The organism is Thiorhodococcus mannitoliphagus, assembly GCF_010915725.1.
Lineage (GTDB): Bacteria > Pseudomonadota > Gammaproteobacteria > Chromatiales > Chromatiaceae > Thiorhodococcus > Thiorhodococcus mannitoliphagus.
Window position 1 is genome coordinate 1 of sequence record NZ_JAAIJR010000053.1, and the last position, 16,053, is coordinate 16,053.

Here is a 16,053-nt window from a genome sequence, read left to right on the forward strand (position 1 = left end):
AAAAGACCGCCGGCTACACACAGGCTGGCATCGAGGCAGCGCTGAGCGTGCGGCGTTCTGATAACACACCCCTCTCGGTGATTCCGTTGTTCTCACACAAAATTTACAACGGAAATTCCGCAAATAACGGGGACGTCGGGCCGTACTCTTTAGGGAGAGTGCAATTAGACGTCGCCCACGATCTCACGAAGGTGAAGCGGGTTGCCTATTGGAATAGCAGCGACAGCGAAGAAATACACAACTGGATCTACCAGGTCGATCCAAGTGATTGGTGTAACATGCCTGTACCAACTGGGCTCTCGCTGACCCGCTGACCGAATGTCTCTCCAGAATTTCGTGGGAAGGACCGATTCATTTTAAAACAAGTGCTTAGAGTGGATTTTGACGTACACGGCGATGCAGAAATGTGGCTAAGCGATGCCACACTAAGCGACTGATTTTTGGCGATCAACTCCGAACTGAGCGTATCCATTAAGATCCAAGTACACCCTCTAAAAGACCGCCGGCTACACACAGGCTGGCATCGAGGCAGCGCTGAGCGTGCGGCGTTCTGATAACACACCCCTCTCGGTGATTCCGTTGTTCTCACACAAAATTTACAACGGAAATTCCGCAAATAACGGGGACGTCGGGCCGTACTCTTTAGGGAGAGTGCAATTAGACGTCGCCCACGATCTCACGAAGGTGAAGCGGGTTGCCTATTGGAATAGCAGCGACAGCGAAGAAATACACAACTGGATCTACCAGGTCGATCCAAGTGATTGGTGTAACATGCCTGTACCAACTGGGCTCTCGCTGACCCGCTGACCGAATGTCTCTCCAGAATTTCATGGGAAGGACCGATTCATTTTAAAACAAGTGCTTAGAGTGGATTTTGACGTACACGGCGATGCAGAAATGTGGCTAAGCGATGCCACACTAAGCGACTGATTTTTGGCGATCAACTCCGAACTGAGCGTATCCATTAAGATCCAAGTACACCCTCTGGTAGAGGTGATTGATGTTCGTCATTCCATAGCAGCGGCGTTTGATGACCTTGAGCTTATTGTTGAGACCCTCAACGAAACCACTGGGGTGACGATCGAGAAAATAATTAGCGATTTCTTCGAAATGCGTGTTGAGCGTGCCGACGAAACGATCAAAACAGCTGAGCTTGCGATGGGTGACACGCTGGATCCAACCGCGCAGTTTGCGCTTGCCTTGCCCTTTTTGACAGGCGACTTTCATAAATCACGGTGAGTGCTTCACAGGCCGCATACGCCTCTTTGAGCTTCGGTGAATGCGCAAAGACGCGATTGAGCAGGCGACGCTCATCGGCATTGAGATCGGCGCGACGATGACGCAGGACCCAATCCGCGATCTTGAGTTCATCCAGGGACACCTTGGAGAGCGTGTTGCGCAGCCGCTTGAACTCGCGCTTGCGCAGCGTCTCGAGTCCTTCGCGATAGAGGCGCGCGACATGAAAGCGATCCGCGCAGATCAGGACTCGCTTGCCGAACACCGCCTTCGCGGCGCTGATAAAGCCGTGATAGAGGTCCGAGCAGACGACGCGCACGGTGCGCCGTAAGTACTTGGGAATGCGACGAAAAAAAACGATATCACCGCCGCCTTCGTACGCTCAGCGAGGAGGCCGATGACACGCAGTTGATCGTTCACGTAGGCACTGATGACAACCACGAAATCACGATGACCTTTCTTCAAGGCAATCTCGTCGATGCCAATGACCTCCAGCGTCTCGAGCGCGCTCCAATCGACCTCCGGCTCAAGGCGCCGATCCAGGATGCTCTGCAGCGCATCGATATCGATACCGATGCCCTGCTTGCGGCTCTCATCTTCGAGCGTACTGTTGATCAGCTCCAGCAGCATCTGATCCTCGAACGCCTTCGTCACCGAGGCGCGGGGCGGAGACCACGACAGCGTTTGGCTCGTCGTAGGATGCCCGTCGCAGTCGTCGCATTGGTACCGCTTGGGGCGCAAGACAATCACAATGGTGTATTCACCCAAGGACACATGGCGCAGCGTAATCTCTTGACTCAACCCGTAAGCATGATGAATGCGCTTTCCGCAGCGATGACAGTGCGCGCCCTCCAGGGTGCTATGAAGATAGATCTTGAGCGTCCTGGGCCTCGTGAGCACAACCCGATCAATCGCGATATCGGGGAGGCTCAACAGCGTCTGCAGGGTTTCTGGGGCAAGCGTCATAATCAGCAGCGTTCGAATGAGCATTCATCAGGGCGCGATTCGCAACCCACTGATTCTTAAGATATCACAACCCAGGAAGATCCGGGAGAGCCAGCCTTTACTCGGGAACCTGAATAGCAAGCTTCTGCAGCAGGGTCAGTTATCTCGCCAAAATGAGGCAGATTATGGTAGCCAATCCCCGCTGAGGGGCGCCCCATCCGATTGCTGGTTGCGGTGACCTCCACAGGGCAGCGCCCGGAGCACTGGATACATCTTGCTGAGCAAGCTTGCTAATCAGGGAGGCTGATGGGTTGGAATAACCGAACATCGAGCACCTAGTCATCCCTTAGCCGCTGAGACACCTGATTCTTTCGGCGCCCCGTGCAGCCTCTCGCGCAGTCGCTGGAAGACGACGTAGAGCATGGGGATGAGGAAGACGCCGATGAGTGAGGCTGCGAGCATGCCGCCGAAGACGGCGGTGCCGACGCCGCGCTGGCTGGCTTCGCCGGCCCCGCTGGCGATGATGAGCGGGACTAGGCCGAGGATGAAGGCGAAGCTGGTCATGAGCACGGCGCGGATTCTCAGCCGCGCGGCATTGGCTGCGGCGTCCATGATCGGCTTACCGGCCGCGCGCTCTTCCATGGCGAACTCGACGATGAGGATGGCGTTCTTGCTCGCCAGGCCGATGAGTACGACGATGCCGACTTGGGCGTAGAGGTCGTTCGGCAGTTGGGCGATGAGCAAGGCCGTCATGGCCCCGAGCACACCAACGGTCACCGACAGCAGCACGGCCGCCGGCATCGACCAGCTCTCGTAGAGTGCGACGAGGAAGAGGTAGGCGAAGAGCACGGCCAGTCCGAGCACGATGGGCGTCTTGCCGCCGGCCTCCTTTTCCTGGAAGGCAGTGCCGGTCCACTCGAAGCCATAGCCGCTCGGCAGGGTCTTGGCAGAGATCCTTTCCATTGCGGCCAGCGCATCGCCGGAGCTGGAGCCTGGGGCTGGACCACCCTGAATGGTCACGCTGCGGTAGTTGTTGTAACGCTGCAGGAGCTGCGGCCCCAGGATGAGTTCCGGCGTCATGATGGCGCGAATTGGAATCATCTCGCCATTGGCGTTGCGCACATGGATGCGATAAACATCGTCGAAGGCCCGGCGGTCCGCCTCCTCGCCCTGGACCTTGACCTGCCACACGCGGCCGAACTTATTGAAATCGTTCACGTAGTAGCCGCCGAGCGTCGCCTGTAGCGCGGTGAAGATATCGCTGATCTGCACCCCCAGGGTCTGCGCCTTCTCGCGATCGATGTCGAGATAGACCTGCGGATTGTCGGTCGCCCAGGTCGAGAAGACCCGTGACAGCGCCGGATCCTGATTGGCGGCCAGGACCATGGCCCGCATGACGCCAGCCAACTCATCCGGCGTCCGGCCTTGTAGGTCCTCGAGTTGATACTCGAAGCCTCCTCCGGTGCCCAGACCGATGATGGGGGGCAGGTTGAAGGGCATGACGCGCGCGCTCGGGATCGCGGCGGTCTGCACGGCGACGCGGCGGATGACCGCGTCGACCTTGAGATCCGGCGTCGTGCGCTCCTCGAAGGGCTTGAGCCGTCCGATGAGGGTGGCACTGTTGGACTGCAGGCTGCCGTCGAGGATGCTGTACCCCGGCACCGTGAGGACGTACTTCACGGCCGGATCGTCCATCACCAACTTCTCGATCTCCTTCACCACAACCAGCGTGCGGTTGACCGAGGCCCCTTCCGGAAGCTGGATCTGCGCCATGAAGGCCCCCTGATCCTCCTCGGGCAGGAAGCCGGTCGGGGTGATATTGAAGAGCCATCCGGTCGCCGCGCCGGCACCAGCCACTAGCAGCAGCACGATCAAGGAGAACCGCACCAGGCGCCGCACAACGGCCGCGTAGCCGTCTCTCACCTTGTCGATCCCGCCCATCACGTACTTCATGACACCGCGCTTGTGGTGAGTGGGCTTGAGCAGGATGGCGCAGAGCGCGGGCGAGAGCGTCAGGGCGTTGATCGCCGAGATCAGCATGGAAAAGGCCACCACGGCGGCAAACTGCTGGAAGAGCTGCCCGGTGATGCCCGGGATGAAGGCGACGGGCAAGAAGACGGACAGCAGCACCAGGGTGATGGCGATGATAGGTCCAGTGATCTGGCCCATGGCCTTCTTGGCCGCCTCGCGTGGCGACAACCCCTCCTCCTCCATGATGCGCTCGACGTTCTCGACCACCACAATGGCGTCGTCCACCACGATACCGATGGCCAGGACCACGGCCAGCAGCGAGATGGTATTGGCCGAGAAGCCGATCAGCAGCAGGAAAGCGAAGGTGCCGATCAGTGCCACCGGCACGGCGACCAGCGGGATGAGGGTCGCGCGCCAGCTCCCGAGGAAGAGGAAGACCACCAGGATGACCAGCGCAAAGGCCTCGAAGAGGGTATGGACCACCTTCTCGAGACTGGCGGTGACGAAGTCCGTAGTGTCATAGACGACGGTGTAGTCCATATCGTCCGGAAAACGCTCGGCAAGACGCTCCATGGCGGCCTTGATGCCATCCGCCACGGCGACGGCATTAGCGCCGGGCGCGAGATAGATCGCCATGGCGGCGGTATCGCTACCATCCAGGCGGCTGACCGAATCTGACTGCTTGGCGCCCAGCTCGACCCGCCCGACGTCCTTGACCAGAATGCTCGAACCGTCAGGGTTAGCGCGGACCACAATGTTCTCGAACTCAGCGACGTCCGTCAGCCTGCCCTGCGTCTGCAGGGTGATCTGGAACTGCTGATCCGGCGTCATCGGCTGGGCACCGATCCGGCCCACCGCGGCCTGTACATTCTGACTCTGGATGGCAGCGATGATGTCCGAAGGCGTCAGGCCCAGCCCGGTCAGTGCATCCGAATCCAGCCAGATGCGCATGCTGTAGTCCAGCGGCCCGAACTGGAAGACCTCGCCCACGCCGGGCACCCGCGCCAGGGTATCGATGACGTTGATGGTCGCGTAGTTGCTCAGGAAGAGTGCGTCATAGGCACCCTTGGGCGAGTAGAGCGCCACCACCTGGAGCATCGCGGTGGACTTTTTCTTGACCGTCAGTCCCTGGCGCTTGACCTCCTCCGGGAGCTGGGCCATGGCCAGATTGGCGCGGTTCTGGACGTTGACCGTGTTGATATCCGGGTCCGTCCCGAGCGCGAAGGTCACGTTCAATGAATAACTGCCGTCATTGCCGCTGGTCGACTTCATGTAGAGCATGTTGTCGACGCCGTTGATCTTGGACTCGATCGGCTGTGCGATGGTGGACTCCACCACAGACGCGCTCGCCCCTGGATAAGAGGCGCTGACCGAGACCTGCGGCGGGACGATGTCAGGAAACTGGGCGACCGGAATCTGAGTGATGGCAATGAGACCGGCCAGCGTCAGGACAACCGAGATGACGATCGAGAGCCTGGGTCGGTCGATGAAGACGTCCGAGATCATGAGGAAGCGCCCCCATCAGGCTGCTCGGCGGGTCCGACCTTGACCTCCTGACCCGGCCGCACCTTTTGCACCCCCTGGGTGATGACCAGGTCGCCCACCTCGAGCCCCTTCATAACCGCCACGCCGCCCCCCTTGCTGGGCCCGGTCTGGACGCGGCGCACCTGCGCCTTGCTGTCGGCATCCACCACCAAGACGAAGACGCCCTGCTGGTCGACCTGCAGTGCGGACTGCGGGATCACGATGGTGGATTCCGGCTCACCGCTCTGGAGCACAACGCTGATGAACTGACCATCGACCAGCAGACCGTCGGGGTTAGGGATATCCGCGCGAAGGGTCACGGAGTCCGTCCCCTGGTCGGTCGTGACGTCGACGAAGTCGAGGCGACCACTGTGCGCGTAAAGAGTCCCGTCGGGCAGCCGGACCTGGACGACCATATTCTTGGGATCGCCGCCCTTGGCCTTTAACTGCTTGCGCGCCTCCAGGAGCTGGCGCTGCGTCACGGGGAACTGAAGATAGATGGGGTCGCGGCTGACGATGGTCGCGAGCGTTCCGGAGGCTGGCCCCACCAGGTTGCCCACGGTGATCGCCGCCAAGCCGATTCGCCCGGCGACGGGGGCCGTGATCCGCGTGTAGCTGAGATCAAGCTTGGCGGCCGTCAGGGCCGCTTGCGCCTGCGCGATGCTCGCCTTGGCCACCGCTGCGGCCGCCTCCAGCTCATCGACCTTGGCGCGGGCGATGTTCTTGGACTTCAGCAGTTCCAGACCACGGGCGAGCTGTGCATCGGCATTCTGCGAATCGGCCTTGGCCTTCTCGACGTCGGCCTGGCGCTGCTCCACCACCGCCTGGTACTGGTCAGGCTCGATCTGGAACAGGACATCACCCTCCTCGACCCGCTGACCCTCCTTGAAGAGGCGCTCCTTGAGAAAACCTTCCACCCGGGCCATCAGCTCGACCCGATCGACCGCGACCACGCGACCGACGAACTGAGCCTCGTCCTCAATCGTCTTCTCCTCGGCCTTGACGGCGATGACGCTCGGAGGAGGCATTTGCTCCGTCGGCGCGGATGCCGGCTTGTCACAGCCGGTCAATGCGAGCCCCAGCAAGACAAGGGCACCAATACCGCCGATGCGCAGAGCGGCCTGCTCGGGCGCCATCGGGCGGGCGAAAGGCGGATTGGGGATCGGCGTGCGGGAGTCTTGCTCGGAGACGTGGGCGACCATCTAAAAACCTCGGCGAAGGAAGCGACGGGATTATCCTAGCCTAAAAGTAGGGACGCGGTGTGACCGAGCGACCCGCCCAGCGGATGGGCGTGTCAGCCTCCGCAGCGACCTGGGCACTTTTGGGGAGTGCCACAGCAGCAAGGACGCAACTTCGGAGCGACGACCATCCTTGAGAGGGAACCGGCCCGCCCGCCCCCCTCCCGCCGACTGCCGAACCGCGTCTAGGCGAGCGCGAACGCCTGGCCCAGATCCTCACGCAGCTGTCCCTTCAGCCGTTCGACCTCTTCGGCCTGGTAATCCCGCCGCTGCTCATGCCCCCAAACGGGTCCCGGCCAGAAGACATCGTTGGTGTAGCGAGCGACGACATGGATGTGCAGCTGGGACACCGCGTTGCCCAGGGTCGCGACATTCAGCTTGTGGGGTCTCAGCGCCTGCTCGAGCGCGGCGCAAACTAGGTCGACTTCCTCGCGGATATCCTGTCTGAAGGAAGCACTCAGATGGTGAAGCTCATGGGCATCCGTCTTCGGCACCAGGATCAGCCAGGGCGCCAAGGCATTGTTCATGAGTAGGAGGAGGCTATTGGATGACTCGCCCATCGACCAGGTATCGGCCTTGAGTCTGGGGTGGAGTTCGAAACCCGTCGAACCGTACTTGCGCATAAGCATTACCCTGCCGAGCTAACGCGGTTGGAACTGACGCCGTGGATGGCCTCGCCGCGCAGCAGATAGGTGCTGAGCTGACTCGGCGACAAGGGGCGCGCGAAGAGGAAACCCTGTACGGAATGACAGCCCTCCGCCGCCAGGAAGCGGAGCTGTTCATCCGTCTCGACGCCTTCGGCGACGACGCGCAGGCCCAGACCACGGGCCAGTGCGACGATGGCGCGGACCAGCGGATCGCTCGGCGAGGCGCTGCCGATTTCGCGGACGAAGGCGCGATCCACCTTGAGTGTGTCGATCGGCAGATTCTGAAGATAGGCCAGTGAGGAATAGCCGGTGCCGAAATCATCGATGGCAACCCGCATGCCCTCGCCCCTGAGCAACGTCAGGGTATCGATCAAGCGTGCATCCCGGTCGAGCAGGATGCTCTCGGTGATCTCGAGTTCGATCCGCCCCTTGCGAGTACCGCGCGCAAGATCGAGCAGATGCTCCAGCAGGCCTTGCTGGCTGAACTGCCGCGCCGAAAGATTGATCGCGACGCCCAGATCCAATCCCTGGCGCTCCCAGATCGCAAGCTGCCGACCCACCTCATCGATGACCCAGCTCCCCAACGGAAGGATCAGCCCCGACTCCTCCGCGACCGAGATAAAGGACGCCGGACCCACGAGGCCGCGCTCAGGATCCTGCCAGCGCAGCAGGGCCTCGAGCGACTTGGTCTCGCCGGTCTGCAAGTCGATCACCGGCTGGTAGTGGAGGGTGAATTGCCCCTGGTCGATCGCATTGCGCAATCGGGCCTCGATATCCAGCTTGCGTGTCGCGGCCTCGCCCATGGAGGCGGTGAAAAACTGAGCGTTGTTGCGGCCGCGGAGCTTGGCGGCGTACATGGCGGTGTCCGCATGCTTGAGCAGCGCCTCGATGGTATCGCCATCGTCCGGCGCGACGGCGATCCCGATGGAGACCGTGCACACGATGCTGTGGCCGGCGATGTCGAAGGGCTCGCGGAAGCCTTGGATGATCCCCTCGGCAACGCCGCGCGCAAGCTGCCTGACATTGACGCCCTTGAGGACCACGGTGAGTTCATCGCCGCCGAGGCGGGCCACGGTCTGGCCGATCGGCGCCCCCTGCGATCGCGACGATTGGACAATCTGATCGACGGCCGACTGCAGGCGCAAAGCCGCCGCACGGAGCAGCTCGTCGCCGATGCCGTGGCCGAGCGAATCATTGATGCGCTTGAACTGGTCGAGATCTAGGAAGATGACGGCAACCTCATCATCATGTCGACGCGCGTTGGAGAGCGCATCCGACAAGTCATGGCTGAGCTGCTGCCGATTCGCCAATCCGGTGAGACCATCCCGAAAAGCCAGGTCCTGGATCATGCGCTGACGGCGTCGCCGCTCGGTCACATCGCGGAGCAGCAGAATGACCTGCTCGGCATCGATGGCGATGAACCTGGCGTCGAAGGCAAGCGTCTCGCGATCGCCGCCGGGCAGCTCGATCTCCAGCTCCCGCACCGACCAGTCCGCGAGCGTCGCCCTGATCTCACTGCGGACCGCCTCACAGAGGGTCTCCGGCAGAAAATCGGAGAGATCCGAGACCAGACTCTGCGTCTGCGCGCCAAGGCCATGCAAGACCCGACCGGGCTTGAACTGCAGGATGTGCCCGTCCTTGTCCAAACGCAGCAGGGCATCTGGAATGGCTGAAATCAGAGCGCTGTTGCGCGCCTCGCTCTTGTGCAGGGCCGCCAAGGTCGCGTGCCCGCGCAGCAAGTAGCGCAGACGATGAATCATCAGCGTCCAATTGACCGGCTTGGAGAGAAAGTCAGTCGCACCGGACTCGTAGGCCCTCTGGATGGACTCCACATCATGCAGCCCGGTCACCATGAGGATGGGAATCAGCTCGCAACCGGGCTTCCGGCGCAGCCGTCGGCAGGTCTCGAACCCATCCATGCCGGGCATCATGACGTCGAGTACCACCAGGTCGGGCTCCCACATGCCAACATTGTCGATCGCCTCCTGCCCGGTTCGCGCCCCCGCATAGTTGAAACCGAAATTCTCAAGGTTCCTCTTGGCCAGCAGCTGCATGGACTCGTCGTCGTCGACGATGAGGATGCATGGCTTCTCCTCGGCCGAACCAGCTGCCGAGTCAGCGGCCGAATCAGCAACGACGGTTGTCGCCGGGTCCGGCGCCTTGGCCCCCACCGCAGTGCGGTCGAGATAGCGGCTCAGCGCCTCGGATGACTGTCGATCCAACGCCTCCAGATAGGGCGGCAGCTCCAGGCTGCACAGCAGCTCGATGCCTTCGTCAGCGGCAGCATTGGCGGCACGCTCCAGCCGCCTGCAAAGCTCGGACAACCTCCTGACACCCATGGCCGCTGTGGACGAGCGCAGCGCATGGGCGGATTCGGCGACTTGGTCCGGCCGGCGCGCGCGCAGACCTTCGATGAGCCTTGCAATGAACTCCGGCATAGAGCCCTTGTAATTGTCGATCAGCTGGGCAACCAAGTCATAGTCGACCTCTGGCCCCATCGCCGCGATTCCAGCCAGCTCCGCTTCATCGAGAACGGGCAGCTCATCCAGATCGTCCAAACCTAGCCCAAGGCTGCTGGGCTCGGCTGTGCTTGGCAGGCTGCGCGGGGCGTGCGGCTCCTGCGTGCGTGACGACCAGCGCAGCAAGGCGTCACGCAGCGTCGGCAGTGAGATCGGCTTGGTCAGGTAATCGTCCATCCCGGCCGCCAGGCACCGCTCCTGATCGCCCGCCATGGCGTGCGCCGTCAGCGCGATGATCGGGATCCGCCGTCCGTCTTGCGCACGCCCCTCTCGCATGCGGATGAGTCGGGTCGCATCATAGCCGTCCGTCCGCGGCATCTGACAATCCATGAGGATGATGTCGAAGCCGTCAGCATCGCTGGATTCCACGGCGGCCTGCCCATCGAAGACCACCGAGGGCTGGCAGCCAAGCTTCTTGAGCATGGCTATGGTCAGCTCCTGGTTGACCCGGTTGTCCTCGGCCACCAGCACCTTGAGTCCGAGCGGGGCGGCCTTCTCGACGACGGCCGCCGGCTCGAGCGCTTGCGACGGTTGGTAGTCGGCGCCGGCCACGGACTTGAGTTCAGCAAGGCACTCGAGCAGTGGCTTGCGGCGGACCGGCTTGGTCAGATAGGCATCCAGCTCCAGTCCAGCCGACTTGCTGGACTGCCAGCCAAGACTCAAGGGCGTCAGGAGAACACGCTCAAGCTTTCCGAGGACCGGGTTCTGTCGGATCGCAACTGTCGAGGCGAGCGACGTAACCTCCCTGAGCGCCGAGTCGAGAATCAGGATATCGATGGGATACCCGCTATGCTCGGCCTCGAGCAGAATGCGCAACGCCTCGTTCGGGTGCGCGCATGCCATGGTCTCGAGCCCAGCAGAGCCCGCATAGTCGACCAGGACCTCACGCACCGCGCGGTGCGAAGCGACCGCCAGGGCACGACGCCCGATGAGCCGCTCGGCCTTCGTCAGCGGCGCGGCATCCCACGCCTTGACCTCCAACGGCAGCGAAAACCAAAAGCAAGCGCCGGCCCCAAGTTCGCTCACGACGCCGATCTCGCCGCCCATGAACTCGACCAGCTCTTTGGCGATCGCCAATCCCAAGCCGGTGCCACCGAACTGCCGCGTGGTCGACCCATCCGCCTGGGCGAAGGCATCGAAGACCGAGTCGAAGCTCGCTTTGGCAATGCCGATCCCGGTATCCGTGACCTGGATCGAGACTCGGGCCTCGTCATCGGCGCGCGATTCCAAGAGCGCCCGCACCAACACCTCGCCATCCTGGGTGAACTTGATGGCGTTGCTGACGAGATTGCTCAGCACTTGAGCAATCCGGGCTGGATCACCCATGACGCGAGCGGGCAGTTCGGGCGCGAGGTGACAGACCAGCTCCAGGCCCTTGGCGTGCGCCCGCTCGGCGAAGAGATCCACTGCATCCTCGATGCGCTCGGCGAGATCGACCTCGGTGTGCTCCAGCACCAGACGGGCAGCCTCAATCTTGGAGACATCCAGGATGTCGTTGATGACCGCCAGCAGCGAGCGCCCGGAGCGACCGACCGCGCTGGCAAAACGGCGTTGCTCCGCCGTCAGCTCGGTCCCCAAGAGCAGCTCGGTCATCCCGATGATGCCGTTCATGGGGGTGCGGATCTCGTGGCTCATATTGGCGAGGAATTGCGACTTGGCCCGATTCGCCTGCTCGGCGACCTCACGCGCTTGCTCGGCGCTCGCGCGCGCGCGTTGCGCCTCTTCGACCGCTAAACGAAGCCCCTCGTTAGCGTGGGAGAGATCCGCCGTGCGATCCGCGACCTCGCGCTCCAGTAACTCCCGGTGCTCCGCGAGGCGTTTGTCGCGCTCGCCAAGCTGACCGAGCATCTCGTTGAAGCCTGAGATCAGGCGTCCAATCTCGTCGTCCTGACCGGCGGGCGCACGCAGGTCATAGTCCTGCTCGCTCGAGACCTGCTCCATCACGGAGGAGAGATTGACGATGGGCGTGGTAATGGGTCGCTGCAGCTTGGCCGAGATGAGGCGCGCCAAGCCGCTGGCGACCAAGAGGACCAGGGCCAGGATCAGCAGATTCCAACCAAGACTCGCGTAGAAGCCCTCGAGCCCGACCTCGATACCGACCCAGCCGATGCGATCACCGTCGAAGAGCACCGGCGCCACGTAATAGAGCCGCCGAGCCGAAAAGCCGTAGGTCTCTTCGCCCTTGTCAATGGCGGCGGCGATCCAAGCCGGCGGAGCGGCTTCAGCCAGCAACGCATCCTGCTCGCGCGCACCAGCGGCCGAGACAGTGAGGCCGGGGCGATACTTGGCGAGCAGGACACCGTCAACGTCCGTGAGCCAACCGAGCAAGACTTCGGGCTCGGCCTTGAGCGCCTCGAGCAGCCGCGTCGCCGTCTTGGCGTCACCGAACTCGAGCGCGGCCGTGGTCGTCGTGCCGATCGCCTGGGTCAGAACGGACACATGACGTAGCAAGGCGTTGCGATAAGAGAGCGCCTGCAGACCGAGCACGGCAAGCATGGCGACCATCAGGGACAGCAGTGTGGTCACCATGATGACACGCCGCAGCTTTTGGCTAATCGACTGGCTCGACTGTAACATCACGGGTGAGCTAAACGCCTATCTAAAACAATGAGATGCCGATCTTTTGACAGGCAATCCGGCGAACCCATTGATCTTCGTCATTGCCCACGGAGCGACCAGACGCGCGGTCTGCCGACGCCCAGATGAGACCAAAGACTGAACTCAAGCGGCACACTCGGGCAGCAGCGCCAAGCGGCCTGAGCGCCCCATTCAGCTGCGCCCCCTCCTAGACGCGAAACACTGGACCGATGACAGTGCGTGGCTCGCCATCCTAGGGATAGCGGCAGCGAACCGCAATGAGCAAGAGGCGTCTCTTGATCCGTATCGCGCGCCAGCCGTCCTGCACCTGTCCAGCCACTCCTCGGCCCCGACCCCGAAGGCGACCATCGCCAAGACCAAGACGAGCCGGCTTAGGCCGACCACAGAGGCGCCGATCTTGGTGCGGAGACTGAGTCGGCTCAGCAGGCTCTTGCCTGGCTCGCGCCCCCAAGCGCCTGCCCAGATCGCAGCGCATTGCTCAGCGTCGTCATTGGCCAACGATCTCCGCCAGGTCGAGCAGTTGGGCACGCACCGCGAGTCCGGCACGCCTCACCCGATCAGGGTCGATCTCAAACCCGATGCGGTTCCCCCTGCGCACCAGAGAGATCATGCCGCCGTTACGGGCAAAACTGGGGATGTCGCTGATGGTCAGGATGGGCTTGTCAGTGAGCCTGCGCACCACGGAGGCGACGCGACCGCTGGCGGAGCGCGGCAGATAGAGGATATTGCAATCCCCGGCCTGGGGAAGACTGTTCGCCCCGACAACGCGAAACTCAATGCCCCGCCCCTGCACCTTGCGTCCGGCGACACTGCTAAGCGCTGCGGCAAAGTCATCGCGACCCAGAAGGCAAAGGCGTAAAGGCGCGTCCGTACTCGAGAATGCACTGGTCGGCCAATCGACGAACTTGCCCACCTTGTAGACGATCGCCGCCTTGATACGGTCCTCGCGTGACAGCTCCATGGGATGCCCGACGAAAGCCAGACTGAGACCCAAGAAAGCGAGCCATAGCTGAGCGGCAAGACGCCCCTTGGGGCCAGCCCCGCCCGAGTGTAGGTGTGTCGCCGCCTTGCGCCGCCGCAAGGGGGCAAGGGAGACCGGGGCACCGCCTGGAGTGGCGCGGGTGACTGAAGCTGAATCGTCCACGATTCGTGATTTAGCGGCGCCAGTGACAGCCTAAAAATCCAGATTCATCTTCAAATAGAAAGACCGTTCCAGACTGGCCAAAGGCAGATCGCCAAGCTCAGAGAAGCCCTCGATATGGGCGTCGTTAAATAGATTCTGGCCAACGAGTGCGAGTTCCAGACTCGGCGAAGGACGCCAGGCAAGGTGCACATCGAGTTCCCAATAGGGATCGATCTCGGTGCGGCCCAAAACCGAGAAGGATAGGCTCTCGTCCGTATAGCGAAGCCAAAAATCTAGATCGATGTCTGAAACTGGATTAAACCAAGAGCGCAACGAAAACTGATTGCCGGGCGAGGCCCGAGGATCGTCGACGGCGTTGACGGTCGGAGCCGCTGCGATATGGGACTGCAGATAACTGTAAGCCGCTTGTAAGCGCCATTTCGAGACCGGGCGCCAGTCGGCGGCTAGCTCGACCCCTTTGGAGTAGCCGCTTGCATCGTTACCCAGCTCCCCGGCCCTGACCAGACTGATCAGCGAGTCTGAGTAGAAGAGACAATAGGGGTAGATCCCGCTCGGATTGCAAGACACATCACCGAAGCTCGCGGTTCGGAGATTCTGATAGTCGTTGTAGAAAAACGCGAGGTCCACACCCAGGGAGCGGTCGACCTGCCACTTGTAGCCAAGCTCGTAGGCGGTCAAGTCCTCGGATTCGAGGTAATCACTGCCGTAGATGACCGTCTCGATCGGGACAGAAGTCGGATTCAAGGCCGTCCCAGCGGCTATCACGCCTTGCCGGACGATACCATCGAGTTCACCCCGACCCGGCGTCCGCACCGCCCTTGCGATGGACCCCCAGATGGACTGCGTCTGGCTCGGCGTCCACAACAAACGCAGATTTGGCTGCACCTCGAAGCCGGTGATGTCGTTGTTCTCGATCTTGGCACCCAGGGTCAGCGTGAATTCATCCGGAACGAGCTGGATGTCGTCCTGGACAAAGGCACTGAAGAGATTGAGGGTATCCGAGTCCGGCATGAGCGCGACCAGCTCAGTGTTGTCCAACTGGTCGCTGGTGTAGCGGTAGCCCAGGCCGAAGATGAGATCATGACCGTCGAAACGCTGGGTGCGGTACTCAAGCTCGATATCGAAGGTGTCCCGCTCCTCCCCGATGCGCGCCCAATCACGCTCGGTATGGTCGAAGTAGGTCTTGAGCGTGAAGTCATCCGTCTCCGAGACATGGCGGGTCCACTGAGCCAGCAGGTCTAGGTTGGTGACCTCCGTAGTATGGTCGACGACGGAGTATGGATTTGCCAGATTCTCATGGTCGTAGACGGATTCACCGTGGTCGCCCTGGTAGAAGTTGCCGTGGAGCGCAAGCTCATCGCGCGTGCTCGGCGTGAGATCGGCCCGAAAACCGGCCTTGCCGCCGTTCCAATCGTCCGCGTTGTCTAGCCGGCCAGCGGCATCCAATGTCCCGTCGCGATCGAAGCCCAAGCCGTAGACGCGATAATGCCCCAGCTCGCCAATGGTGCCGCCCCAGCGCAAGGCACCTGCGGCGCGCTCCTCATTGCCGACTGCAGCGATCAGCAGGCCGCCCTGGGTCTCCGCAGACGGCTTAGTGATGATGTTGATCACACCATTGACGGCGTTCGCGCCCCAGAGCGTCGCGCCCGGCCCACGGATGACCTCGATGCGCTCGATGTCCTCCAGCATGGGTGACTGCGCGTCCCAGTAGACCCCGGAGAAGAGCGGCGTATAGACACTGCGCCCGTCGATCATCACCAGCAGCTTGTTGGCGAACCGGCCGTTGTAGCCACGCGCCGAGATGGACCACTTGTTGGCGTCGATCCGGGCCACTTGAACGCCGGGCGCCATCCGCAAGGCTTCTGGAACCGAGGTCGCACCAGATCTGCGAATGTCTTCCTGAGTGATGACGAAGACGGCGGCTGCAGCCTGCGACACGGGCTCCGCCTTGCGCGAGGCCGTCGTGATCTGCAGCGAGAGCAGCTCGGAGAGGCTGAGGTCGAACAGCTCGCTGTCGCCGTTAAGGGTCGCGGCCGTCGCGCCACTGCTGAGCGACAGAGTGGCGGCAAGAAAGAGGCAGGATCTCGCCGAGCGAATCGGCGAGAGCCCTGCCATGGGTTCAGATCGTGGAATCTTCATGGGCGCGCGAGAAAGGATCGAAGCAATGAGGCCGTCAAGGATGCTACGCCTCAGCCGCAGGGGCATCAAGACGGCTGGCACGTACTGTGAAC

10 protein-coding genes are annotated in these 16,053 nt (G+C 62.1%); 1 reads left to right on the forward strand and 9 read right to left on the reverse strand.

Annotated elements, in window-relative coordinates; all coding sequences use genetic code 11:
* Window positions 1-314 (forward strand): hypothetical protein (locus G3480_RS27880; protein WP_206171710.1); only part of this gene is annotated, 314 nt, incomplete at its 5' end.
* Window positions 315-918: 604 nt separating this feature from the next.
* Here the strand turns inward: G3480_RS27880 and G3480_RS29535 are convergent.
* The 9 genes from G3480_RS29535 to G3480_RS13855 form a co-directional block, all read right to left on the reverse strand.
* Window positions 919-1,227 carry a transposase gene (locus G3480_RS29535; RefSeq protein ID WP_164654476.1) on the reverse strand — a complete coding sequence of 103 codons (309 nt, stop codon included), beginning with the start codon at window positions 1,225-1,227 and terminating at the stop codon, window positions 919-921.
* Window positions 1,139-1,555, reverse strand: coding sequence for a transposase (locus G3480_RS29540; RefSeq protein ID WP_164654477.1), 417 nt, complete (start codon window positions 1,553-1,555; stop codon window positions 1,139-1,141). Before G3480_RS29540 ends, G3480_RS29535 begins: the two co-directional genes overlap by 89 nt.
* Window positions 1,480-2,226 carry a transposase family protein gene (locus G3480_RS29545; RefSeq protein ID WP_164654478.1) on the reverse strand — a complete coding sequence of 249 codons (747 nt, stop codon included), beginning with the start codon at window positions 2,224-2,226 and terminating at the stop codon, window positions 1,480-1,482. Before G3480_RS29545 ends, G3480_RS29540 begins: the two co-directional genes overlap by 76 nt.
* Before the next feature lie 294 nt (window positions 2,227-2,520).
* Complete coding sequence (locus tag G3480_RS13830; protein WP_164654479.1) at window positions 2,521-5,658, reverse strand: efflux RND transporter permease subunit; 3,138 nt, start codon at window positions 5,656-5,658, stop codon at window positions 2,521-2,523.
* Window positions 5,655-6,878, reverse strand: coding sequence for an efflux RND transporter periplasmic adaptor subunit (locus G3480_RS13835; protein WP_164654480.1), 1,224 nt, complete (start codon window positions 6,876-6,878; stop codon window positions 5,655-5,657). The genes G3480_RS13830 and G3480_RS13835 overlap by 4 nt, the downstream gene beginning before the upstream one ends.
* A gap of 221 nt (window positions 6,879-7,099) precedes the next feature.
* Window positions 7,100-7,537: an HIT domain-containing protein gene (locus G3480_RS13840; RefSeq protein WP_164654481.1), complete on the reverse strand. Its 438-nt coding sequence runs from the start codon at window positions 7,535-7,537 to the stop codon at window positions 7,100-7,102.
* A 5-nt stretch (window positions 7,538-7,542) separates the two neighbouring features.
* A complete protein-coding gene (locus tag G3480_RS13845) occupies window positions 7,543-12,609 on the reverse strand; it encodes an EAL domain-containing protein (RefSeq protein ID WP_164654482.1) in 5,067 nt (1,688 codons plus the stop codon).
* Window positions 12,610-13,165: 556 nt separating this feature from the next.
* Complete coding sequence (locus G3480_RS13850) at window positions 13,166-13,822, reverse strand: YfiR/HmsC family protein (protein ID WP_164654483.1); 657 nt, start codon at window positions 13,820-13,822, stop codon at window positions 13,166-13,168.
* Between the two features lie 30 nt (window positions 13,823-13,852).
* Entirely contained in the window at window positions 13,853-15,937 is a 2,085-nt protein-coding gene (locus G3480_RS13855) for a TonB-dependent receptor plug domain-containing protein (RefSeq protein WP_164654484.1), read from the reverse strand.
* Between the last annotated feature and the right edge of the window lie 116 nt (window positions 15,938-16,053).